Here is a 24,449-nt window from a genome sequence, read left to right on the forward strand (position 1 = left end):
TTTGCCAATATAGGCAGGGAAAGTGCGAAGGTTGTCGAAAATAAGAATCATACGAACTAATAAAATCCAACTTATGATTTATTGAGGAGTCAAAATGAAGCTGGCATCACCAAAAAGAGTGGCCGTCCTGTTCATGTTTCTGCTCTTGACCGTTCTGGTGATTGCAGGATTTGCTGTCGGGCGGAGCAGCGGGCAGGATATGGTCCTGCTTAACTGGGAGCAAAAATGGGCATATCCTGGAGAGGAAACAGCCGCTTCAGCAGCAGCTGCCCCGGAAGAGGAATGGCTGAAATGTTCAGCAGATTCAGGCAGGCCGCTGCCGCCCGCCGGTGCGGACGCAGTCTGGCTGCGTTTTGACATACCGGAGACGGAGGAGTATACAGCGCTGCTTATTGATAAAGTATATGGAACCACCCTTAAAGCCTATCGTAATAACGGGCTTATCTATGATTCCAGACAGACAGTTAATTTTAACGGCAGCAAAGTGCTTATTCCTATATCAGACACTCAGGGCGACGGGCCGCTGTATCTGTGGAGCACCAGCGGAGACAGAGGGTTCGGAGTAGGCGGACAGATCAGATTAGGTCATTATGACGGATTGATGAATCTCTATATCAAACAGGATTTAGTGGATGTGATCCTGGGGACTTCGCTGATGTTTATGGCGGTTGTCCTGCTGGCCTGTTTGTTTTTTGTGAAGATAAAGATGTTCTCCGGCGGGTACTGGCTGGTGGTTGTAATCTTTGCATTCGGGATTCTGTTTATCACATACTCCCCTTTTCTTGCACTTATTATGGGCAGCCGGGAGCATCTGACCGAATCTGTCTTCGACGTGGCCTTATTTATGCTGCTGCCTGCCTTTACCTTATATTTTGAACAGATTTTTGGGCCGGGAAGAGGGCGTCATCTGGTCCGGTTCCGTAATATACAGCTCGGATTTTCAGTTTTCTGCCTTCTGTTCCTTTTGCTGAACACACTGCTGTCATACCGGCTGGACAATCTGTATACGTTTTTGACGGTCAATGTCACAGGGATACTGATGATCATACAACTGGTCTATCTGCTGGGGCTGGCGGTGGTCTATGCCTACAGGGGGAATAAGGATGCTGTAATTTTTTCAACCGGTTTCGCGCTGTTTGCGGTCATTTCTCTCAGTGAACTGGTGCTGTATTTCTCGTCCAGCAGCCCGTTTCATCTCTATTGGTGGAAGTGGGGCGTGGTTGGATTCATCCTCTCGCTGATCGTCATTCTCGGCCGCGGCTTTACCAGAAATTATGAGCAGGCGCTGAGCTATTCGCGGGAACTGGAGCAGTTCAATAATGCCGCCCAGCGCTCGGAAAAAATGGAGATCATCAGTGAGCTCGCCGCTTCTGTAGCCCACGAAGTACGCAATCCGCTGCAGGTGACGCGCGGGTTCCTGCAGATTCTGGGTGAACGATCCGCCAGCAAAGAGAAGGAATATCTGAATATGGCGATGCAGGAGCTGGACCGGGCCTCCGTGATCATTACTGACTTTCTTACCTTTGCCAAGCCTGGGATGGAAGAGGTTGACGTATTTGAGGTGTCCGGTGAGCTGCGGCATGTTGCCGGTATTCTGGTGCCGCTGGCTAATCTGCAGGGCGGAACCATGGAGCTGCATCTGCAGGACGAGCTTTTTGTGCTGGGCAGTCCCGCCAAGTTCAAGCAGGCTTTTATTAATTTGATTAAGAACAGCGTGGAAGCTCTGCAGGAAGACGGCCTGATCAAAGTATCGGCCTGGAAATCGGGCCAGCATATTATCATCAGTGTGGAGGATAACGGCGAAGGCATGAAGCTGAGCGAGCTGGCCAGGCTGGGGGAGCCCTTCTATTCGAATAAGACCAAGGGAACGGGCCTCGGCCTGATGGTCTCCTTCCGGATCATCGAAGCAATGAACGGGGCAATCCATTTCTATAGTAAAAAGGGCCAGGGAACCGAGGTTGTGGTAAAATTACCAGCTGATCACAATAAATAGAAATGAAATCCGTTTTTTTGAAGGGAAAAGGGCAGTGCTGGGCGAAATACTAGCTGTGATTCCTGCAATACTACTACTTTCTTTTGGGGTGCTTGCATGCGCTTGATTGGTAAAAGTGTACATATAACAGCGCTGCTGCTGCTTCTTCTAATGACGTTCGGGTCGCTGTCATCCTCCGGGGAAGGCCGTTATCCCGCAAATGAAATTACAGAGTGGCAGATGCAGTGGGGCAGCCGGACGGGGGATACAGGACTTGAGGTTCCGACCGGCAGCCAGGGAGACTGGTTCAGCAGCGGAAAAGCCAAGCCGGCAGGTGATCTTCCTGACGGAATCTCTTCAGCCTGGACCCGGATTGAGCTGCCGGACTCAAACTACGCGTCGCCTGCTGTTTACATCGAAAAGCTCTATGCTCTGCACATCAAAGTATTTGTGGAGGACCGGCTTGTTCTGGAGGGCGACCGCAGCTATATCAAGGATAATTATTCTCTGCTCATACCGCTTACAGGCGAAGATAACGGTAAAACGATGTATATTTGGACTTCGACACTGCAGGAGCGGATCGGAGTCAAGGACATTATTGAAGTCGGCGAGCATAGTGAGCTGATCCGCAAATACGTTAAAAACGGACTGATCGACGTTATTCTCGGCGGCTCCTTTATTTTTGTGGCGCTGGTACTGTTCATGTGCGGTTTTTTTCTGGACAGGGAGCATTTTAACATCGCGGCTTCATTATCCGTCGTCATTGCGGCTACCGGGGTGCTGGCGATTACCTATTCGCCCTTCATTTATACTTTTTACAGCTCTTACGGAGCACTGTGTGTGATCTTTCTCGATGTGGGGCTGCTGTCCTTGCTGCCTGCGCTTACGTTTTTATTTGAGCGGATTTTCGGGAGCGGCCGCTTCTCCATCATCCGGCGGTTCCGTATTTTTCAGACAGCCTATTCCCTGTTCTGCATGATGTTCCTGATTGTTAATACGCTGGCAGACAACCGTTTTGTCGAAGGGTACTATTTTGTTTCAACAACTGTAATCGGCTTCATTATGATTGCCCAGTTTATTCTGCTCATTGCCTGTGTAATTCTCTTTTCGCTCAAAAAAAATAAGGATGCGATTACCTTTGCCATCGGCTTCGGTACCGCCGCCCTGACCGGTGTATCGGAGCTGGTCTGGTATTATATCAAAAACGGTGACTATGACCTGTTCTACTGGAAATGGGCGCTCGTCGTATTCATTCTCTCGCTGATTGTTATTCTGGGCCGCAGGCTGGCTTTGAACCACCGGCAGGTAGTCCGGTATTCTCAGGAGCTGGAGCTGTTCAACAACGAGCTGCAGCGTTCCGAGAAGATGGAGATCATCAGCGAACTTGCCGCATCGGTAGCTCATGAGGTGCGCAATCCGCTGCAGGTGACAAGAGGATTCCTTCAGCTTCTCAGCGAGAAAGCAAGCGGGAGTGAAGAGCAGTATTTATCAATGGCGCTCAGTGAGCTGGACCGTGCGGCCAATATCATCACGGATTTCCTTACCTTTGCCAAGCCGGAATTCGAGCAGGTCTCGATCCTTAATGTCCGGGAGGAGTTCAAGCATATCGAGAGTATTATGCTGCCGCTATGCCATTTGAACGGGGGCAAAATGATTATGGAGGCCGGAGAAGGCCTGTGGGTAAAGGGCAACTCCTCCAAGTTCAAGCAGGCATTCATTAATATTATTAAGAACAGCATCGAATCACTGGGAGATGAGGGTACGATCCATATGATTGCTTACGGTATCGGCGATTATGTGTATATTCACATTCAGGATGACGGGGAGGGGATGGACCATGAGGTGCTGAACCGGCTCGGCGAGCCGTATTTCTCCAATAAAACGAAGGGGACGGGCCTTGGCCTGATGGTGACCTTCCGGATTATTGAAGCCATGGCGGGCGAGGTCCGCTTCGAAAGCCAAAAGGGAGCCGGAACCGAATCCGTTACGACTTTGCCGCTGGCAAAGCCTCCGGAAGGTTCAGACTCCCTGTGAAGTCAGGAATGTGTTGTATGCTTACCAGGAACCGAGGAGGGTGACATCCGTCTTCATAACACCGGAGGACGGACTTGGCGGAATGACCAGGTAGAACTCATTAGAGCCTTCTTCTACCGCTTTGAGCGTAATATGGTCAGGCAGATCAATACCTAGTGCTTCCCTGATGGCTTCCTTCGGATTTACAAGCAGCTTCTGTTTGAAACCTGGATCCTCCCATGCCTTCTGAATCACTTGATTCTTAAGAATTGCCTCTGACACAACAATCACCCTTCCCCGATATGATTAGATTACCCCGTAAGCATATCATAGCATTTTATTTGAATCTATGACTATTTTTGGTTGTTAGCTGAATTTTTCAAAGATTGGCCGGTTTTCATATGCTTAGATAGCCAATACTGTAATCCTCCGCCCTGCAGCAGCTCTTTTTCCGCTTCGACCGCTGCCTCAAGCTGCCGGAGATTGTCCACCAGCTTCTGATGAAAGGCGGTCAGCCCGGAAACACGGAAAGCGCCGGCGAGCAGCCGTTCGTGGTTGTCTGCGGCAGCAGCAGCATACGGCTTGAGACCGCCGGCTGTATAAATGAAATGGTTGACTTCAGCAGGGGTCAGGCGGGCTTCGGGATTGTCAGGGTACAGCTGTCTGCTGGCCAGAGCCAGCAGGCAATTATAGCTGCCCTCCGCCAGATCTTCTTCCCAGTCCTCATAATCATCGAGCAGCTGCAGCGTGATTAGCACCTCCTCGACAGCAGCTTCAGCAGCCGGTATAGAGGATGCAGAGCCGGTGAGCAGCAGAGCGGCTGTTGCTGAAAGCTTGAGCGGTGCCGCCTTGGCGGCAATCCGGCTGCGGTCGTTATAGTAGTAGTTACCGGTAGCTTCATTGCTGACGCTGTCAGACCATTCGAAGAGATAACGCTTGAAGTGGCTCCAAAAGGAGGACTCTGCAGAAAACAGCGGGCGGTAGCGGTCAAAAAACTCCGCATACAGCAGGTTGGCCAGCGGCAGCAGCTCAGCGGCCGAACTGCGCCGGTTATCCATCAGATCATCCTGCAAAAAGAAATAGAGCATCAGAAGGACATTGCCTGAGGACATGATGTGTGTCTGCTGTGTGCTCAGCCCGCATTCGCTGCGCAGCCAGAACGGAAGCAGATAACAGATATAATTCTTTTTGCTGCGGGCCCGGAAAACATCGAACTGCTCCAGATAAGCCAACCCCCTGAAGTTCAGCGGCTCCGGAAATGCGGCAATGCTTGCTTTGCATTCCTGAAAAACGGCTTGAAGCTCCTGCTCATAATCATTCAGCCATTCCATCGGCTTGTCCCCTGTCACTATAAGGTTTGTCTGTAAATCTATGCTGTTTTGATACTATGATTGTATGCTGCAATAACGTCTATTTCAATTAGAATCTGAAGGGGGATGTGCAGATGCAATGGTACACATTCGGTCAGATGCTGGCCCAGATCCGTATCGGTCAGAAGGCCGTTACACCTGACGGGCGTGCGGTTATCCGCACCGCCGGCGGTCTGCTCTGGCGGGGAGGAAGGCTTAGCGGAACGGTAGTTGAAATCAGGGATTACCTGTTCTCAGATATCTGGATGATTAGTGAGGATGAGTCTGTGATGCCGGATAGCGGAGTGCGGGAGGTGCATGAGCGCAGAGAACGGGAAATGCTGATTAACCAGTATGAAGAAGTGAGGGAGGAATTACTGCGGGACAGACGGCTTAAACCGGGAAGAGATTCATGAGAGCAGCCGGACAAGATCCGGCTGCTTATTATTGCTTCTGTTAATTCCCTGTATGCTCAGTAAGGCTGTGGAGAAGTGCTTCGTACTCCGCCTTGAGACGGAGCAGCCTGCTGATGCTCTGCGTAAGTCCGCCCGGCCGGTTGCGACGGGGCCATAGCCCGCGGTACTCGTGCAGCAGCAATTCAAGATCATGAATCTGCCTGCGGATAACGGCCGGGCCGGGCGGCTCCGGTGCTCCGGCCAGCTGCAGCTTGATCCGGGCGAGCTGTACGGCATGCTTCACAAAGTGAATGCCGTTACGCAGCTCCAGCATGACAAGCTCTGCATCCGCACAGCCTAAGGACAGCTCCTCCAGGCGCTCCTCAATGCCGAGTATATATGCCTCCAACTGATCCAGCTGTTCCGGGCTAAGCTTGCCGGCAATCCCCATATTGTCCAGCCCGCTGCGCAGCAGCATGGACATTTCGGAATCATTAGGACGCAGGGCGCCGGATTCAAGCTTGTAATAATTGCCGAGGTCAAGCAGGAGCTGGCCGATTCCGGCCGAGCGGTCACAGAAGATGAAGCTGTTCAGGTATCCCGCCGTATCGGCCTCCAGATTATTATCGACACTCCAGGCGAGTGCGGCACCGAAGACGTAGCCGGCATAGCTGACCGGCAGATGCTGCCAGTGGCCGAAATCGCCCCAGTCGGTAATGAGGTAGCCGGTTGCGCCGTTCGCTTTGCCGTGTACAGCTGCGCTGCGCAGATTGGCCAGCATGTTGTCGGTACGGCCGGTCAGCGAATTCCAGGAGCTCGTACCCGGACAGACATAGAACGGGATTTGTGCCTCACGGAATTTCAGGGTGTCCGCTTCGAAGGGATGCCCTGCACTATAGCCCCATTCCATGGCGACAATATCCTTCGGAAGAAGCGGTATCAGCTCGGGATACTGGATGATGATATCCCCCCAGAACTGCATCTTTTTCCCCCGGGCAGTGACCAGTTTATGAATTTCAAGCAGGAAGGACAGGTATAGCGGGCCCTTGCCTTCAGTATCAGCAAGGGCTTTACTCCGGCCAAGCCCCAGTTCATAAGTTTCATCACAGCCGACATTGAACTGCGCGGAAGTGAAGTAGGGCAGAAGATCGTCGTACATTTTTCCCAGGAGCTCAAGGACCTCAGGATGCTCTGTACGGAATGTACCCGGCTGCATAAATAGTCCGTCCGGGTAAAGATCGTGGTCATACATGCTCTCAGGCAGCTTGAATCCTTCGGGAATTTCGGCCAGATGGTTGAATTCCGGACGGGTAAGCCAATTCTCCATATGGCCGAAGCTGTTCTGGTTCGGTACAAGCTCAATATAACGCTCGCGGCAATAGGCATCCAGGCGCAATAATTCGTCGCCCGTAACCGGTGTTTCCAGCTCCCAGACCTGCGGAAAGGATTCGTAGGCAAAGGGGGAACCTTCTATATATAGCTGTAACTGATTGAGCTTCAGGTCAGCCATTAAATCAACAATCTGCAGCAGGGTTTCCAGCTTTGGGATTTTGTTGCGGCTAATATCAAGCATCAGGCCGCGGGCGGCAAAATCCGGCTGATCGCGGATAAACAGGTAAGGCAGCTCTCTGCCGCACTGCTCCAGAATTTGCTTCAGTGTAGCTACAGCGTAATAAGCCCCTTCCGGAGTACTGTAGCTTATAGCTATTCCGTCTGCTCCGGCTGTAATTTCGTACCCCTGTGCAGGAAGCAGGGGGCTGTAACGGAAGCTCACAGCCGGCGTGACAGAAGAACGAAAGCCGATAGAAAGGGGCAGGCTAAGCTGCAGCACCCGGCTGATTATCTGCTGCAGCTTACGGGCTGCGGGCAGTATATCCCGGTTCTCTGCTGCGGGGATAATGATAGAGCTGTTCAATGGGATGCGAAACAGCCCCTCTAAGACCGTTAGAGTCTGCGGACAGGGCAAAAGCTGCAAAGCGCAGATTTTAGACATAGCTGAGACACCTCTTATTCATGTAGAATATGATCACCTGTAATTAACGATAGCATGCTGAAATAGAAGGAGGAATAGAGTGTATGCCCAAGCTCATGGATTATATGATCAGCCCTTATCCGCTAAGAATCATTGATCCCAAGCTGGATGCTTCTATGCTTAGGCTAAGGGCAATCCGGGTCGGGCAGGTTGGGCATCTGCCGGGCAGAACGCTGTTCCGCAGTAATGTGGTGTTCGGTCACTGGGCGATGGTCTATATCGTATCGGGCTCAGGGGTGATGTCTGAGGATGGAGGCGAGGACCGGCTGGTTGGGGAAGGAAGCCTTTTCTTTTTCCGGCCGGGCTGCTGCTACAGCTATGGTCCGCCCCCCGGCGGAAGCTGGGATGAATACTACATTAACTTTACAGGAAGCCGGGTGGGTGAATGGCTGGAAGCAGGAATAATACCTGGTGAAAGTATCATTCAGGCCGGCAGGCTTCCGGGGCTTGCAGATTTCTTTGAGGAGGTGCTGGGCCTGATGGACGGCGGTATTCCTGCCGATGCCGACCGGGCGGCGCTGCGGCTGGAGGCTATGCTGCTGGAGTGCTTCTTCGTGGTCCGGGATCATCAGCGGCTCTGGCAGCCGGGGATGCTTCAGCTCATCCGCAGGGATCTGGAAGCCTGCATCTATGAGCAGCCTGATCTGCCGGAGCTTGCCGCGAAGCACCATATATCCATGTCGACTTTGCGCCGGATGGTCCGCAGCAGCAGCGGTTATCCGCTGCATGAATATATCCATAGGCTCAAGATGGGCGAGGCGAAGCATCTGCTGCTGAATACCTCTCTGCAGGTTAAGGAAATTTCGGGTATTCTGCATTACAGCGACCCGTTTTATTTCTCCAGACTGTTCAAGAAATACATGGGCATCTCCCCGCAGCTGTGCCGCAGCAACGTCCTTTAGCGGATGAATTCATGACTAAAATAGAAGAAATTTGTCGGATTATGCTGATTTATGTTGACACTTATAAAAATAGGATGCTATTATTTAGCTAATATTAACAGAAAGTTTAGTGCTATTTGACTATGCATATACCGGAGATGAAACCATGAGAGAATGTTACTGCATTACTTGCCGTATTCTCCACAAGGTTGATGTGCGTAATGATCATACAGTCCGTGTTCTTTCCACCGGTTATCATATTGTTGGAGAGCAGCGTTACCAGATTTGTATTTGTAATATTAAGCAGCCGCATCCAGGGCCGGCAGTATCCAGCTGAGCGGGATTGGCCCGTAAATGCCCGCAACCGATATTGTACGCCGCAAAACAGCCTGTCCGCTTACGGACAGGCTGTTTTGCGTATGCCTGCGAGCCGGGTGTGATGTGTTGTACTAGTTTTTGGTGAATCGAATAAAAATATAATAAATACCTCAAAAAAAATTAGGTCGCAATGTTATTTTTTTGCAAAGAAAACGTTGTCAATAAACATAGAAACTTGTTATTGTGATTTTTCTCATGTATGATGCTTTTAAACAAAGCTTTGATAAGCTCGCATTTTCCAAAAAAGGTGGAGAATAGGGTGGTGGGATGAAAATCAAAACAACTGCGGAAGACAAAATGATAGCTTTTTACAGATATTTTTCTTTGTCCCTCACATCTCTGATGTACCTCCTGGACCATACGGGGCCTTCCGTCATTTATAAATCCCTATTAATCGTCTCGCTTTTCTTAACTGCACAAGCATTCGTAATCATTTACCGGAGGCTCCGGGCTAGACCGCGGGTTCTAATGCTCGCAGTCAGCATAGAGATGGCTGGCGTTATTGCACTGACCTTACTGACAGGCGGTTTTGACAGTGTATTTAAGCTTTACGTACTTAACCCTGTTCTTATCGCGGCGGGATCGCTGTCCATGTATTTCGGATGGGGGCTGCTGCTGAGCTATATTGTTATTATAACCGGGTTTTGCTATATATTTGTTAGTTCCGCGGGCAAATCTTTATCAGATGCAGTGCTGCAGAACGGCAACCTGTTTCTAGCCCTGGTACTTGCGGTTATAGTTATGCAGATGGTTAACAGGATCAAGCGGCAGCGGGAAGAAGCGAACGCGCGGACCAACGAAACCATGGAGCATATTAAATCGCTCTATCACATCGTAGAAACCTCCAGCCAGCATGACTTCATGAATATCGGCCAGGTCATCACAGATTACGTTGTGAAGCTGACCAAGCTGGATAAGGCCTTATTCTGGTTTGCCAAAAAGAGCGGTGAACCCGCTCCGCAGAGCCGGCAGACCGGTTGGCAGCATGAAGAGGAACGCTTTTTGTTCACAGAGCTGGAAAAGCATGAGCACGAATGGAGGCTGCAGCGTGAGCCGGTGTTCAAGAGTATGCCGGGCCTTGGTGATTTTTTGCTGATGCCGGTAAGAATGAGTACCCGCTTTGTCGGTATGATCGGCGTGAAGCTGGAATCTTCGGAAGGACTTGAAGGGCGCAGATGGTACATTCAGCAGCTGATGTTCCTGTCAGAGCTTAGTGCGATCATTCTGGAGCGGCATGAGCTTGGGGTCATCGAGAACCGTCTGATTATCACGAATGAGCAGAACCGGATCGCAGATGAGATGCATGACAGCGTATCGCAGAGCCTGTTCGGCATCGTATACGCAACCCATTCCCTTAAGCAGACCTGGCGCAAAATGTCTGAATCGGATCTTGAAGAGCAGATTGACCTGATTCATGATTCGGCAACCCGGGTTGCCAAGGAGCTGCGCATTACGATTTACAGCCTCAGTTCTAAAAAAAGCGGCGGACCCACCTGGCTCGGGATGGTCAGATCACATCTTAAGAGCCTGTCCAGGCTCAATGATGTGGAGATTGAACTGAAAATAACGGGGGATGATTTCAGCCTCCCTTATCCTTACCACAAGGCACTCTTCCGGATCATATCCGAGGCGACAGGCAACGCCATACGTCATGGTGCTGCCAGCCGGGTGGATGTTGAGCTGTCCCTGAAGCCTAAATGGATCAGACTTTCCATTACAGATGACGGAATCGGTTTCGATACCGATCTGCTGTGGACTACGTCTGAAGATACTACCGGCGGGCTTGGTATGAAGAATATGCAGTATCTGACTCAGTCGCTGGGCGGAGAATTTCATATCTCCAGCAGCGAAAATGCAGGCGCCAAGATTTCGATTTCGATACCTGTCGGCGTGGCTGAATTAAAGAACGCATAAACTTTAGGCAGGAGGTCATTCAAGTGAATATCGTCATTGTTGATGATCACCCGTTGGTGAGAAGAGGATTGGCAGCGGTCATTTCCATGCAGCCGAATCTGCATTTTGCAGGCGAAGCAACGAATGGCCAGGAAGCTCTTCTGGTTATTGAAGAGACACAGCCTGATCTTGTGCTGATAGATCTGCGGCTGGCGGACGAATCAGGCCTTGATGTTATCAAGAGTGCCCGGGCCCGCGGACTTTCCAGCAAGTTCATCCTGCTCACCTCATCGGCAAGCCGGGAAGACTTCCTCAAAGCGGAAGAGGTACTGGTTGACGGGTACGTGCTAAAGGAAGCCCTGCCGGAGGAACTGCTGTTTGCGATCCAGCTGGTTTATAAGGGCCGGAAGTATTATGATCCCGGACTCATGGAAGATAAGATGCGGATGAGCGGCAGCAGTCCTACCGATGAATTGACACCTAAGGAGAAGGAAGTACTGATTGAACTCGGCCAGGGTGCGTGCAACAAGGATATTGCTTCGCGCCTGTTCATCAGTGAATTCACCGTCAAGAAGCATGTAAGCCAGATTCTGGCGAAGCTGCAGGTTGCTGACCGTACGCAGGCAGCACTGTACGCTAATGCAGTCGGATTGACCAAGTATGAAATGTCCTACGATTAACAGCCATTTATAACGTTCATAGAAATAACTGAGCACGGACAAGGATGTCCGTGTTTTTTTGTGCAACAACAGGAATATTACAGAAACAGCCTCGGTCTTTTCGCAAAGACCGGGGCTGTTTCTGTGGAATTTTTTAGAAAAGCTGACGTGAGATGTAGGTGATCTTATCCTTATTAAAGACAGGTTTGGGGCTGGCGTCGGCTTAGCTCCCATCCATCAGCAGGCTTTTCGCCGGGATATGGTACTAAAGTATACCATTCTGCCCTGCATATGCACCAATTTCCATCACTCGAAAGTGAACATTAAAGTGATGGTAGGAGCCATGTGGCAATCCGCACAGATTGATAGAATAAGACACAAGATATCTGAAACTTTCATGAATGCTTTCAGAACGTAATGAATGCGGAAGGAGGGTTACTGTGGAAAAGACGATTTTGGATTACATTAACCTGATAAAGAAGAGGCTCTGGCTGATCACGATTTTTGTATTAGTCTCCTGTGCCACTACCTTCTATGTCAGCAAGAACTTCGTTACACCCGTCTACTCCGCCTCCGGACAGCTGCTGGTCAACAATACCGCAAATGTACCCGAGAGCAACAATCTTAACAATTTGAACTTCAGCTTGAACCTCATCGAGAGCTACAAGGAAATTATGAAGTCCCCCGCCATTCTGAGCAGTGTTGCTGCTGATCATCCTGAGTTTGGTCTTACGGAAGAACAGCTGGCTGCAAAGCTGCAGGTAAGATCCTCTGAGAAAAGCTCGGTTATCAATCTGAGTGTGCAGGACGAAAGCTACAGCACGGCTGCCAACATTGTTAACGCGGTTTCGCAAAGCTTTATCCGCAGCCTGCCGTCACTGATGATGCTGGATAATGTTACTTTCCTGACACCGGCTGATCCGGCCGATGTTCCGGCACCGGCTAACGGCGGTGTAGCCATGAATCTGGTCATCAGCTTTGTGGTTTCACTTATGGCTGCGGTTGGAATTATCCTGCTGCTGGAAACATTGAATGGAACCCTCCGAACGGAGAAGGAAGCGGAGTTTGATGTCGGACTGCCGGTCATTGCCAGCATTCCGGTCATCCGCAAGCGTGATTTGGGCAGAGCGGCTAATGCCGATGCAAGAGTAGGGGAGGGTGCTTATGTTACGGCTGAATAAAAGCTTGATTGCAGACTTGAACCCGTCCTCGCATATCTCCGAATCCTTTCGTTCGCTACGCACCTATATCCGTCAGCTCGGGCTGACGGGAGGCGACAGCGGAAAGGTGCTTCTCTTCACCTCGGCTGAAGGCGGAGAGGGGAAGACGACGGTTCTGTCCAATCTGGCCGTATCCTTTGTCCAGGACGGAAAGAAGGTAGCGGTTATCGACTGCAACCTGCGTCGTCCCGGACTGCATGCAGTGTTCGAGGTAGAGGGCAGTGAAGGGCTTGCCGCTTATCTGAGCGGCCAGGAGGAAGCGAAGGATATTGCTGTATACGGAAATCTGGCCAACCTGGCCGTCATTCCGGCAGGCAAGACCCGCATCAGTCCTCCGGATCTTCTCGGCAATTCCAAAATGGGTGCTCTTCTGGAGGAGCTGAAGAACAGCTTCGATCTGATCCTGCTCGACACACCTCCGGCAGTGGAATACAGTGATGCCCGTATTCTTGCCCCGCTTACCGATGGAGTCATCCTGGTGGCCAGGCACGGCAAAACAAAACGTGAGGCAGTCCGCAAGCTGAAGACGCTGCTTGAGCAGAGCGGGTCGAATATTCTAGGCATTGCCATGAATCAGGCCAGATAAGAGTTCCTTAAGTCTCACAACCCACACATAACGATCAGGAGGTAAGTGCGATGAAAAAGGTAAAGAAGGTAATTATCCCTGCAGCTGGGCTAGGAACGCGCTTCCTTCCTGCCACAAAGGCTATGCCTAAGGAAATGCTTCCAATCATCAACAAGCCGACCATCCAATATATCGTGGAAGAAGCGATTGCTTCCGGTATTGAGGACATTATTATCGTTACCGGTAAAGGCAAGCGGGCGATCGAGGATCACTTTGACAATGCGTTCGAGCTGGAATCCCGCCTGCTGGAGGACGGAAAGCTGGAACTGCTCAAAGAGGTTCAGCGTTCCTCTAAAGTAGAAATTCACTACATCCGTCAAAAAGAGGCGATGGGCCTGGGGCATGCCGTATGGTGCGCACGCCGCTTTATCGGAGACGAGCCCTTCGGCGTTATGCTCGGGGATGACATCGTAACCGGGAAGACTCCTTGCCTCAAGCAGCTGATCGACCAGTACGAGGAAACACAGAACTCGGTCATCGGAGTACAGGAGATTCCGGATGAATTCACTAACCGTTACGGGATTATCGAACCGGACCTCCAGGACGGGCGGCTCTACCGGGTTAACAATTTTGTGGAAAAACCTCCGCTGGGCTCAGCCCCGTCTAACCTGGCAATCATGGGACGTTACGTCTTTACTCCAAAAATCTTCAAATATCTCGATCTGCAGGAAAAAGGCGCCGGCGGCGAAATTCAGCTTACAGATGCTATCCAGAAGCTGAACCAGAGCGAACGGGTCTATGCCTATAACTTCGACGGAACCAGATATGATGTCGGCGAACGTCTCGGCTATATCCTGACTACACTGGAATTTGCTCTCCAGAGCGATGATCTCCGCTACCCGGTAATGGATGCGATGGCGGAATGGCTCAGCAAAGCCGGACAAACCACACTTAGCAGCTAATCATATTTTAAACTTTTAGGAGGAATGAGAAGAAATGAGCATGCAAAAATTGCCGGAAGACTACGAGGCCGTCCTGCCGAAACTTTACATGCTGCATGCCAAAGAAGGAAGCAAAGGAATGGATTCCTATCTGGTAATGAAGCGGATCATTGATATTCTTTTCTCCGCCCTTGGTCTTCTCGTCCTGCTGCCGCTCTTCGCTCTTGTGGCCGTCCTGATCAAGCTGGAGGATCCCAAAGGCAAGGTGTTCTTCCGGCAGAACAGAGTGGGCAAGGACGAGGTGCTGTTTCCGATGTATAAATTCCGGTCCATGGTTTCCAATGCTGAGGAGCTCAAAGCTAACCTGATGGCATACAACGAAGTGAGCGGGGCGATGTTCAAGATCAAGGATGACCCCCGCATTACCCGGATCGGAAAATTCATCCGCAAGACGAGCATCGATGAACTGCCTCAGCTCTGGAACGTGCTGATGGGCCATATGAGTCTGGTCGGCCCCCGTCCTCCGCTCGTTGAAGAGGTGGCGCAGTATACGGATTACGACAAGCAGCGGCTGCTTGTTACACCGGGCTGCACCGGATACTGGCAGGTAAATGCCAGAAACAGTGTAGGCTTTGATGAAATGGTGCAGCTGGATCTGACTTATATCCATATCCGGAGCACGATGCTGGACCTGAAGATTATTTTCAAAACCGGCCTTATGCTGCTCGGTTCCAAGGATGCTTATTAAAAATATGGGAATTGGGTGATTGCCGATGACTGAGTACGGAGAAATCCCACAGGTTTCCATTATTATCTGCACCTACAACAGGTCAGCGCTGCTGGTTAAAACCCTTCATTCGCTGACTGGACTTGAGAATCTGCATCGGGCTGAGATTATCGTGGTGGATAACAATTCCCCTGATAATACGGCGGCGGAGATTAAGGGCTTCATTGAAGCGCATGGTGCAGAAATGGATATCCGTTACCTTCTGGAGCCGGTACAGGGATTATCGGCGGCCCGGAATACAGGAATTCTGGCTTCCAAATCGCAGATCATTGCTTTTCTGGATGATGATGCGATACCTTGCCGGAATTGGATTACAACAATAATCAGCACCTTTGAGGAAAGGCCGGAAGTGATGGCCATGGGCGGAAAGGTTGCCCCGATCTTCGAGAGCAAGCGCCCGGACTGGCTGATCAAGCCGTTTGAGCTGCCTTACACCATTGTTGATTTGGGCAACAAGGTCAGGGAATATCCGAAACGGCTGCATCCGTGCGGAGCTAACATGGCGATGCGCAAGCCGGCATTTAATATCAGCCTGTTCCCGCTGGATCTCGGAAGAAAGGGCGATTCGCTCATCTCGGGCGAAGAAACCTGGCTCTTCGGACAGCTGGAAAGACAGGGACACACCATCCTGTATCATCCGCAGATGTCCGTTGACCATTTCGTGGCTGCAGGGCGCCTGACCGAAGACTGGATTATGAAAAGGTATTACAGCCAGGGCATCTCCAACGCCATGAAAAGCGAGGGGCTAAAGGGGAATCTGCTGCTGCTGGGTAAGACGGCTGCCAAAATCGTGTATGTGATGGCCGACTCGGTCTTCTCCAGAAGCCGGGGCAGAAAGCTGCTGAACAGGTGCCGCCTGGAAAGCATTCGCGGGACGCTTCACATGTTTTGGAACCGGAAGAGGGAATCTGCAGCGGGGTGAGGGAAGACAATGACTAATTTTGAGTGGGGCACTAAATTACACGCTTTGCCATACGGAATGCTCTACCTCGTGTCCGCTCTTCTTTTGGGGACCGCGGTCATTTACCAGCCGGTATTTGCGGTAGCGGCCGTACTCTTGATTATTTTACTGACTGTCTCCATCTCACGTCCCGACGTAATCAGTTATTTCGTACTCCTGACAACGGCGGTCTCGATCAACTTTTTGTATAGCGGCAGCATGTTCGGCATTGAAATTCTCTCGCTCTACAAGCTGATGATCCTGATGCTGCTGGTACCCTGCATTCTGGTCAACGGGCTGAGATTCAAGCTTAGTCCTCCCCTGTGGGCCATGTTCACACTGCTGATTATCACCTTCGGCTTCTCAGCCTGGCTGCCGGAGATGAGCTCATCCATTGCTGTAAAAGCTTTTATCGGATTGTCGCTCCCCTTCGTGTTTCTGCTGATCAACTGGAAAAAGGAGGTTGCCGACAAGCAGATCCGCATCATCGCGATGCTTCCTGTGATCAGTGTAGGGCTAGGGATACTGCTGCAGGCGGCAGGGATGCATTCTCTTCTCGCTATAGAATTTACGGGTGCTGTACGGCTGCAGGGAGCGAACATTGCACCGCATCTGGCGATGCTTGCCTTCATAGGTGTGGCAGTCTGCTTCATTGAGATTAAGCGCAGTCCGCAGCATATCCGCTTATTCTACGCGATGCTGGCCCTGAACTTCCTGATTCTGGTCGGAACAGGGACGAGGGGGCCGATGCTGGCCCTGGTACCCATGGTGCTCTATTATTTCTACGACATCTCGCGTCAGTACTTAAAGGGTAAGTCAAAGTATTTAATCCTGCTGCTGGGCGGGGGGATCGTACTCTCCGGAGCTGTATATCTGCAGCTGGATAATCTCAGAAAACGCTCGTTTGAACGGACAACGGAGACGGGGATTGACCTGTCGGGCCGGACGGAGGCGTGGGAGTTTTTCCTGAACAAGGCAGCCGGTTCGCCCTGGGCGGGCCGGGGACTTGGATCAGCCACCGTAGCCAATGACGGCACACTCTATTACGGATTTGTGGTTCCGCATAATGAGTACATCCGGTTTTACTACGATGGAGGGTACATTGGCGCTATCCTGCTGCTGCTTTCCTTATTGGCTGTGTTTCTTGTAGTTTACAGAGCTTTGGCTCCGCCGGTCAGACCCTATTATGCACTCTTAATTGCAGCGTTTCTCATTTATTCCTTTTCAGACAACACGCTGTCGACGGTCCAGCTCATTATTCCGTTCTGCTGGTATTTGAACTGCCTGTATCGATCTTCACAGTAGGCCGATTCCCCACAAAAAGAAGTGATACGATGAACCAAGTGAATATGTTCGATGTTAACTTTGATAACTATGATTTCATGGACCTGCTGGATTACATCGACAAAACCATTCAGGAGCGGAACCAGTCTTACATTCTGACCTGCAATGTGGACCATGTAATCAAGCTGCGCAAGGACAAAGAATTCCAGGATGTTTATTCGGAAGCAGGCGCGGTAGTCGCAGACGGTATGCCGCTGATCTGGGCTTCCAAGATGCTAGGCAAGCCGCTTAAGCAGAAGGTATCCGGTTCGGATCTCTTCAGCCGTCTGGGCAACGCCTTTGAGCAAAGGAAGTACCGGCTGTTCTTCCTCGGCTCAGCGGAAGGTGTACCTGAGAAGGCGACGATGAATTTAAAAGCGGCTTATCCCGGTATTAATGTTGTCGGCTGCTACTCTCCCTCCTACGGCTTCGAGCATAACGAGGAGGAGAACCGGCACATCATCAAGATGCTGACGGACAGCCGGCCTGATATTGTATTCGTCGGTGTAGGGGCGCCAAAGCAGGAAAAATGGATCTACCGCCATTACACCTCGTACCAGGCACCGATTTCGATCGGCGTCGGCGCAACCTTTGATTTTCTCTCCGGTTCCGTGAAGCGGGCGCCGGACTTTATGCAAAAGACAGGGCTGGAATGGTTCTGGCGGTTAAGCCAGGAGCCCGGAAGGCTCTGGAAAAGATATCTTGTAGACGATGCCCAATTCCTGGTTCTGCTGCTCAAGGAGCTGCGCAAAAAGGACCGGGTAAAGGGAAGAAGTCTTGAATAAGGAAGCTGCCGGCAGGAGGGGGAATGAAGATGACGGAGGAGAAAGAAAGCGGGCTATCGCTGCCCTCTCTGGGCGCGTTAAAGTCCGGCGCGGCCATGGCGCTGATCTGCGCCATATGTCTTGGCCTCCCGCTGGTTATCGGATTCGCCAGTGCCCAGCTAAGCGCTTCCGACAGTCTGCAGGGGGCGATTCTGGCGGGACTTCTCTTTCCGGCCTTCCTGCTGGCACTGCTCAAGCCTAAACAGCTGATCGCCTACACGCTGCTTATCTGGGCAGTGGCTCCGGAGCTAAGGCGTATTGCGGATTGGTCGGAAGGCGTGTACCACCCGGTATCGCTGCTCAGCCTGGCACCGCTGCTGACGGGGGCTACCCTTGCCATTCCGGTGCTGCGAGAGATTCACCGGATCCGCAAATCATCAACCCGGATTCTCCTGCTGTTCTCCGTGGCATTGGCATACGGTGCCATTATAGGCCTTGCTAAGAACGGCGTGGGCTCGGTGTATGATCTGGCTAATTACATTGTGCCGCTGCTGCTGATTCCTTATTTTGCGGTAACAAGGTTTACGCCGAAGGACATTGACCGGCTGCTGTATGCTTTTGCCAACATTGCAGTGCTGGTAGCCGCCTATGGCATCATCCAGTATCTGACCGTTCCGCCGTGGGATGCCTTCTGGATGCGCAATGCCGATATGATCTCCATCGGAACGCCGTATCCGCTGGAAGTCCGGGTGTTCTCCACACTGAATTCACCCGGGCCGGCTGCCACCTTCCTGGTATTCGCTCTGGTGCCGATGGTCCTTGAACGCAGATGGCAGGGTACACTGCGCTGGATCGGCGTCCTGCTCGTAGTAATCTGCCTGCTGACCACACTGGTCCGCTCGGCCTGGCTGGTACTGCTGGTGATGCTGTTAGTCTACATCGCATCCTCGCCTTCTAAAGGCAAGTGGAAAACGCTGCTTCAGCTGGTTTTCGTTTCCGCCGCACTATTCTGGATCGTTCCCAAGCTTCCAGGTGCAGAAGGGCTGGTCGCACGAATGGAGACATTAACCTCAGTACAGGAGGATCACTCCTATAATGAGCGTCTCGAGCTGTGGCAGAACATGGTCCCGCTCGTGGCATCCAATCCGGTCGGCCAGGGCATAGGAAGTGTAGGACAGAGTACAAAGCTGGGTAATGGAGGAGAGCTTGGTGAGTACGGCAACATGGATAACGGATTTATCGCATTGCTGCTCACCTTCGGAGTTCTCGGAGCCTTGTTCTTCTTCGGTGCACTGGGTGCAGTCATCAAGGAGATTGCTCTCAGGGTCACAAGCAAGGACAGTCTCCAGCCATATGCCAGGCTTTCACTGGCGGCCTGGACAGGAGCGGTAGTCAGCCTTTTGTCCGATAACGGCTTCCCCGGACTCAAGGGGTATCTGATCTGGATGCTGATCGGCCTTGGTCTTGGAGCCAAAGAGATTATTGATAGCAGAAAGAAGGGAACACCGCATGCAGCAGCAGTCGAACGCCAAGTCACTTCCCACTAGCGCGGTATGGTCCTCGCTCAAACGGTTTACCCAGAGCAAGAACAACAGCTCGGCGGCAGTGAAAACGATGATGGTCAGCATCCTGATTCTCTTGGTCAATATGCTGACAGGCGTGCTGACCGCCCGCTACCTCGGGCCGACGGGCCGGGGTGAACAGACGGCGATGGTGAACTGGTCACAGTTTCTGGCGTTCAGTATGAGCTTCGGGATTCCGTCGGCACTGATCTACAATGCCAAGAAGAACCCGGATGAAGCCGGAGTACTGTACCGTGTGGCGCTGCTGATCGGCCTCAGCTTCGGGATAGTGGCAATGGTAGTAGGCATTTTCGTTCTTCCGTATTGGCTCAATTCCTTCAGTTCCGAGGTTGTGCTGTTCGCCCAGTGTTCAATGATTCTGTGTCCGCTGATTGTGGTCTCCCAGATCAATAACGCGGCCTTTCAGTTCAGGGGAGATTACAAAACCTTCAACTGGCAGAGGTATCTGGTTCCGCTTCTGACGCTGGCTGTAATCGGTATTCTGATCCTTACCGGCAGCATGAACCCGTATACTACCGCACTGGCCTACCTGATTCCGTCGGTGCCGCTGTTCATTTGGATGACCACCCTGCTGCTGCGTACTTACAGAGTTAAGATGAGGGACACTTACCGTAATTTCAAAAGGCTGTTCACTTACGGGCTGGGCTCTTACGGTAATGATCTGCTAGGCCAGTTCTCCACCTATATCGACCAGATCATAATCGCCGGCCTTCTGCGGCCGGCTGATCTGGGGCTGTACGCAGTGGCAGTGAGCCTGTCGCGGATGGTCAACTTTTTCTCGAATTCGATTACTGTGGTGCTGTTCCCGAAAGCCTCCGAGCTTTCGAAAGATGAAGCGATCTCGCTGACCTTCAAGGCTTTCCGGATCAGCACCACCTGCACCCTGCTCGGCGCGCTGTTCCTGATGCTGGTAGCCCCGCTGGTGATCCCGCTCTTGTATGGCAAGGATTTCAATACAGCGCTGACGGTATTCCGCCTGCTGCTGCTGGAAGTAACGATCAGCGGAGGCACCCTAATTCTGGCTCAGGCCTTTATGGCGCTAGGTAAACCGAAATTTGTATCCATCCTGCAGGGGGTGGGCCTGATTCTTGTCATCCCGCTGCTCTTCCTGCTGGTTCCAAAATTCGGATTGTTCGGGGCAGGGGTAGCAATGCTGTCATCGGCTGCGCTCCGCTTCCTGTTCATTATCCTTAATATCAGATATAACCTGAAGGTTAAGCTTCCCCGCCTGCTGATCAGCAGGGAGGACATCCAATGGATGAAGACAACGATGAATTCTTACATCCGCAAGAAACCAGCGGATACCAGTAGTTAGCAGTTAAGTAATTTTGTGTTTTGCAGCGAGCAGAGGATACGATGCGAGCACTTAGCGGCTAAATAACCAAGGGACGGTGTATGTCGGAGCGGAGGGAAAGTTTGGAGCTGTAGAAACGAAGTGTTCGCCTTTGTTTTCTAGTTTCAACTGCTAACTGCAGCCTGATAAAGAAATTAGAAAACAACAGCGATCGGAAGCCCAAACATTTCCCGCAGCGACGCCACACACCGGACCACCCAAGCAAAGGAGGAGACCTTCATGGATTCAGTGACAAGCGTGCTTGGCAGCCCGGGCAGTTATCCGATTTCGGTTGTCATCATTGCTCAGGATGACGAAGTTCGCATATCCAAAGCAATTCAGTCCTGCCGGACATTCGCCGATGAGGTGGTTGTAATCGACGGAGGAAGTAAAGACGGGACGGTGCAGCTGGCTGAAAGCCTCGGCTGCCGGGTATACGTCAACCCATGGCCCGGATATGCCAAACAAAGGGAATTCGGAGTGGAACGCGCCGTCCATGATTGGGTCTTCCTGATTGATACCGACGAAGTGGTCAGCGACGAGCTGGCACAGGACATCCTGCAGCGCAAGCCTGGCCTGACAGACCGGGGAGTAGCCTTCTCGCTTTACCGGATCGGTGATTTCCTGGGCAAATGGCTGGACAAAGGCGAATATCTGGTCCGCCTGTACAACCGTAAGGAGTACGGAATCCGCAACTCTCTGGTGCATGAAATGCCGGAGGTTGAGGAGGAGCGGACAGTCCGTTTGAACGGTGTCCTCTGGCACCAGGGCTTCCGCAGCATCAATGACCATGTAGCCCGCTTTAACAAATACACTGATCTGGAAGCGCAAAGTGCATTTGCCAGCGGTAAGCCGTTCAAGCTGAGAAATCTGCTGCTGCGGCCGCCGGCGCGCTTCCTGCAGAAATATTTCCTGCATGGCCTGTTCAAGAAAGGCATTTCCGGATTTGCGGTATCTGTATTCTGGGTGATGTATGAATTCATGGTCGGCTTCAAGCATTACGAATTAACCAGCTCCGGCAGGCTGGCCCGGCATAATGCGCAGGGTCAGGCGGAGAAAGGGAAGAAGGGGGAGAGAAGCTATGCCGTACAGTGACGGACTTAACATTATGACGACCGGCCTCAGCTGGCCGTCGCTGCAGCCCGGCGGGCTGAACACGTATTTCAAATCAGTCTGCGAGCAGCTCTCCACACGCAACCAGGTGCATGCGCTGATCTGCAGCCAGGAGACACCGCCTACTCCCAAGGAACTGATTATCCATAATGCGGGTGATCCCAAGGAGACGATCTGGAAGCGCAAGGATGCCTTCCAGCGCAAAGCAGCCGATCTGATGGGCAGCGGCAGCGGACGCATCGACATTCTGTATTCTCACTTTGCCCCATACGGCGTCGGGCCGGCAATGGAGGCGAAGAAGCGGGGCATACCGGTTATCATGACCTTCCACGGCCCGTGGAATGAAGAGATGAAGATAGAAGGCCAGGGCATCAAGCACCGGGTCAAGACAACTATCGCCAAATCAATCGAACGTAAGGCTTACAAGCTGGCAGATAAATTTATAGTGCTGAGCGAATACTTCCGCGATATGCTGCATCAGCTGCACGGAGTGCCGCTGCACAAGATTGTCGTCATTCCGGGTGCGGCCAATGTGGAACGTTTTGTTCCGGCCAACAACCGGCTGGCGGTGCGGCGGACGCTGAATCTGCCGGAGGGGGCAACCACCGTACTGACCGTGCGGCGGCTGATGAACCGCATGGGGCTGCTGCAGCTGCTGGAGGCCTGGAAGCAGGTATCGGAGCGCTTCCCGAATGCGATTCTGCTAATTGGCGGCAAAGGACCGCTGCGCGGTGAGCTGGAAGAAAAAATCGCCGATTACGGCCTTGGCAACAAGGTCCGGCTGCTCGGATATATTCCGGATCATGAACTGGCCTCGTACTACCAGGCAGCCGATATGTTCGTAGTTCCCTCGCAGGCGCTGGAGGGCTTCGGATTGATTACCGTCGAAGCATTGGCCTCCGGACTTCCGGTCATGGCTACCCCGGTTGGCGGCAACAAGGAAATACTCCAGGGCTTCCGTCCGGAGCTGCTGTTCAGGAGCGCCGCCAGTGAGGATATGGCAGAGGGCATGATCCATATGCTCAGTAACCGCAAGCTGCTGCCGAGCCGCGAGGAATGCCGGACTCATGTCCTGGAGAAGTACACCTGGCAGCATGTCGGTGATCAGGTCGAATCCGTATTTCTGCAGACATTGGGAAAGGGTGTGGCCGCAGGATGCTAAAAGTCGCCTATATTGATCACACCGCCAAATGGAGCGGAGGAGAAGTTGCCCTGTTCAACATTCTCACCAATATCGGAAAGAACGTGGAGCCGCTCGTGATTCTGGCTGAAGAGGGTACGCTGGCCGACAGGCTGCGTGAAAAAGGCATCGATGTACGCATTATCCCGCTTGATGAGAGCATCCGCAGCCGCGGCAGAAATGCCGTCAACCTTGGTGCTCCGGCAGCGGCCTTCAAGCTGCTGGCCTACGGGAGCAAGCTTGCCCCCCTGCTGAAGCAGGAGAAGGTGGATTGCGTACACACCAATTCACTGAAATCCGCATTTTACGGCGCGGTTGCCGCCAAAAAAGCGGGTGTGCCGCTGATCTGGCATATCCGGGACCATATTGGAGCCCCGTATCTGAAGCCGGTGGTCGCCAAGGCGATCCGCCTGCTGTCACGGCTGCTGCCGAATGGGGTCATTGCCAACTCCCACTCTACGCTGAACGCGCTGGAGCTGCCGCGGACGAAGAAGACACTTGTTGTCTACTCCGCCTTTGCCAAGGCGATCAGTGAAGGAACCCGCAGAAAGGACCAGAAGGATTTCAACGTGCTGCTGGTCGGACGGCTGGCACACTGGAAAGGCCAACATGTCGTGCTGGAGGCAGCCAAAGCCTTCAAGCAGGACAGCAGGGTGAAGTTCTGGCTGGCCGGGGATGCGTTGTTCGGAGAAGAGGAATACAAACAGGAATTAATCCGTACGATCCAGCAGGATGATCTGACGAATGTCAGTCTGCTGGGGCATGTGGATGACATACAGGGATTAATGCAAAAAGCCGATCTGCTGATTCATACGTCGGTTACGCCTGAGCCGTTCGGCCAGGTTATCGTAGAAGGCATGGCAGCGGGACTGCCGGTGGTCGCTTCGAATGAAGGCGGGCCGGTGGAGATCGTAGTTCCCGGAGTGACGGGGCTGCTGATTCAGCCAGGGGATGCCGGAATACTTGCAGAATCCGTTCTCTGGATGCTGAACCATCCTGAAGAGCGGAGTCGGATGGCCGAGAACGGAACCAAGCGGGTGAAAGAGCATTTTGTCATCGAGAATACCGTCAAAGACATTGTTGATTACTACAAAGGCCTGCTGGCGGCAACCTGATCTTGCTTGATGA

At 52.2% G+C, this 24,449-nt stretch carries 21 protein-coding genes; 18 read left to right on the forward strand and 3 right to left on the reverse strand.

Going from position 1 to position 24,449, the window contains the following annotated elements; all coding sequences use genetic code 11:
- Positions 1–94: 94 nt before the first annotated feature.
- Together R70331_RS04400 and R70331_RS04405 are read left to right on the forward strand one after the other, a co-directional pair.
- Positions 95–1,993, forward strand: a complete 1,899-nt coding sequence (locus R70331_RS04400; RefSeq protein ID WP_052418911.1) for a sensor histidine kinase — start codon at positions 95–97, stop codon at positions 1,991–1,993.
- A gap of 96 nt (positions 1,994–2,089) precedes the next feature.
- The gene (locus R70331_RS04405; protein ID WP_042173187.1) at positions 2,090–4,006 is read left to right on the forward strand and encodes an ATP-binding protein; all 1,917 of its coding nucleotides are present in this window, start codon (positions 2,090–2,092) and stop codon (positions 4,004–4,006) included.
- Positions 4,007–4,027: 21 nt separating this feature from the next.
- Here R70331_RS04405 and R70331_RS04410 read toward each other — a convergent pair whose 3' ends face one another.
- Positions 4,028–4,267: an NHLP leader peptide family RiPP precursor gene (locus tag R70331_RS04410; RefSeq protein ID WP_042173189.1), complete on the reverse strand. Its 240-nt coding sequence runs from the start codon at positions 4,265–4,267 to the stop codon at positions 4,028–4,030.
- A 71-nt stretch (positions 4,268–4,338) separates the two neighbouring features.
- Positions 4,339–5,316, reverse strand: a complete 978-nt coding sequence (locus R70331_RS04415; RefSeq protein ID WP_042173191.1) for a hypothetical protein — start codon at positions 5,314–5,316, stop codon at positions 4,339–4,341.
- 113 nt (positions 5,317–5,429) lie between these two features.
- On the opposite strand from R70331_RS04415, the gene R70331_RS04420 reads away from it, so the two are divergent.
- Positions 5,430–5,750 carry a hypothetical protein gene (locus R70331_RS04420; RefSeq protein ID WP_042173193.1) on the forward strand — a complete coding sequence of 107 codons (321 nt, stop codon included), beginning with the start codon at positions 5,430–5,432 and terminating at the stop codon, positions 5,748–5,750.
- A 40-nt stretch (positions 5,751–5,790) separates the two neighbouring features.
- Here the strand turns inward: R70331_RS04420 and R70331_RS04425 are convergent, their stop codons facing one another.
- Positions 5,791–7,722, reverse strand: a complete 1,932-nt coding sequence (locus R70331_RS04425; protein ID WP_042173195.1) for a beta-N-acetylhexosaminidase — start codon at positions 7,720–7,722, stop codon at positions 5,791–5,793.
- Positions 7,723–7,805: 83 nt separating this feature from the next.
- Between R70331_RS04425 and R70331_RS04430 the strand changes: the two genes are divergently transcribed.
- From R70331_RS04430 to R70331_RS04505, 15 genes are all read left to right on the forward strand, one after another.
- On the forward strand, positions 7,806–8,663 hold the full coding sequence (locus R70331_RS04430; protein WP_042173197.1) for a helix-turn-helix domain-containing protein: 858 nt from the start codon (positions 7,806–7,808) through the stop codon (positions 8,661–8,663).
- An 825-nt stretch (positions 8,664–9,488) separates the two neighbouring features.
- Complete coding sequence (locus R70331_RS04440; RefSeq protein ID WP_231576404.1) at positions 9,489–10,934, forward strand: sensor histidine kinase; 1,446 nt, start codon at positions 9,489–9,491, stop codon at positions 10,932–10,934.
- 23 nt (positions 10,935–10,957) lie between these two features.
- Positions 10,958–11,593, forward strand: coding sequence for a response regulator (locus R70331_RS04445; protein ID WP_042173203.1), 636 nt, complete (start codon positions 10,958–10,960; stop codon positions 11,591–11,593).
- Positions 11,594–12,012: 419 nt separating this feature from the next.
- Positions 12,013–12,753: a YveK family protein gene (locus R70331_RS04450; RefSeq protein WP_042173205.1), complete on the forward strand. Its 741-nt coding sequence runs from the start codon at positions 12,013–12,015 to the stop codon at positions 12,751–12,753.
- Entirely contained in the window at positions 12,737–13,378 is a 642-nt protein-coding gene (locus R70331_RS04455; RefSeq protein WP_042173207.1) for a CpsD/CapB family tyrosine-protein kinase, read from the forward strand. Before R70331_RS04450 ends, R70331_RS04455 begins: the two co-directional genes overlap by 17 nt.
- A gap of 50 nt (positions 13,379–13,428) precedes the next feature.
- The gene (galU, locus tag R70331_RS04460) at positions 13,429–14,319 is read left to right on the forward strand and encodes a UTP--glucose-1-phosphate uridylyltransferase GalU (protein ID WP_042173208.1); all 891 of its coding nucleotides are present in this window, start codon (positions 13,429–13,431) and stop codon (positions 14,317–14,319) included.
- Positions 14,320–14,353: 34 nt separating this feature from the next.
- Positions 14,354–15,046 carry a sugar transferase gene (locus R70331_RS04465; protein ID WP_042173210.1) on the forward strand — a complete coding sequence of 231 codons (693 nt, stop codon included), beginning with the start codon at positions 14,354–14,356 and terminating at the stop codon, positions 15,044–15,046.
- 25 nt (positions 15,047–15,071) lie between these two features.
- A complete protein-coding gene (locus R70331_RS04470; protein ID WP_042173212.1) occupies positions 15,072–16,007 on the forward strand; it encodes a glycosyltransferase in 936 nt (311 codons plus the stop codon).
- 9 nt (positions 16,008–16,016) lie between these two features.
- Positions 16,017–17,330 (forward strand): O-antigen ligase family protein, encoded by a 1,314-nt coding sequence (locus R70331_RS04475; RefSeq protein ID WP_042173214.1) that lies wholly within the window; start codon positions 16,017–16,019, stop codon positions 17,328–17,330.
- Positions 17,331–17,359: 29 nt separating this feature from the next.
- A complete protein-coding gene (locus R70331_RS04480) occupies positions 17,360–18,133 on the forward strand; it encodes a WecB/TagA/CpsF family glycosyltransferase (protein ID WP_042173216.1) in 774 nt (257 codons plus the stop codon).
- A 29-nt stretch (positions 18,134–18,162) separates the two neighbouring features.
- Positions 18,163–19,659 (forward strand): O-antigen ligase family protein, encoded by a 1,497-nt coding sequence (locus R70331_RS04485; protein WP_042173219.1) that lies wholly within the window; start codon positions 18,163–18,165, stop codon positions 19,657–19,659.
- Positions 19,622–21,010, forward strand: coding sequence for an oligosaccharide flippase family protein (locus tag R70331_RS04490; protein WP_042173222.1), 1,389 nt, complete (start codon positions 19,622–19,624; stop codon positions 21,008–21,010). The genes R70331_RS04485 and R70331_RS04490 overlap by 38 nt, the downstream gene beginning before the upstream one ends.
- A 258-nt stretch (positions 21,011–21,268) precedes the next feature.
- Entirely contained in the window at positions 21,269–22,123 is an 855-nt protein-coding gene (locus R70331_RS04495) for a glycosyltransferase family 2 protein (RefSeq protein WP_042173224.1), read from the forward strand.
- The gene (locus R70331_RS04500) at positions 22,110–23,303 is read left to right on the forward strand and encodes a glycosyltransferase family 4 protein (protein WP_042173226.1); all 1,194 of its coding nucleotides are present in this window, start codon (positions 22,110–22,112) and stop codon (positions 23,301–23,303) included. Before R70331_RS04495 ends, R70331_RS04500 begins: the two co-directional genes overlap by 14 nt.
- The gene (locus R70331_RS04505) at positions 23,297–24,436 is read left to right on the forward strand and encodes a glycosyltransferase family 4 protein (RefSeq protein WP_042173228.1); all 1,140 of its coding nucleotides are present in this window, start codon (positions 23,297–23,299) and stop codon (positions 24,434–24,436) included. Before R70331_RS04500 ends, R70331_RS04505 begins: the two co-directional genes overlap by 7 nt.
- Positions 24,437–24,449 lie beyond the last annotated feature (13 nt).

This window comes from Paenibacillus sp. FSL R7-0331 (genome assembly GCF_000758645.1).
GTDB lineage: Bacteria > Bacillota > Bacilli > Paenibacillales > Paenibacillaceae > Paenibacillus_AQ > Paenibacillus_AQ camerounensis.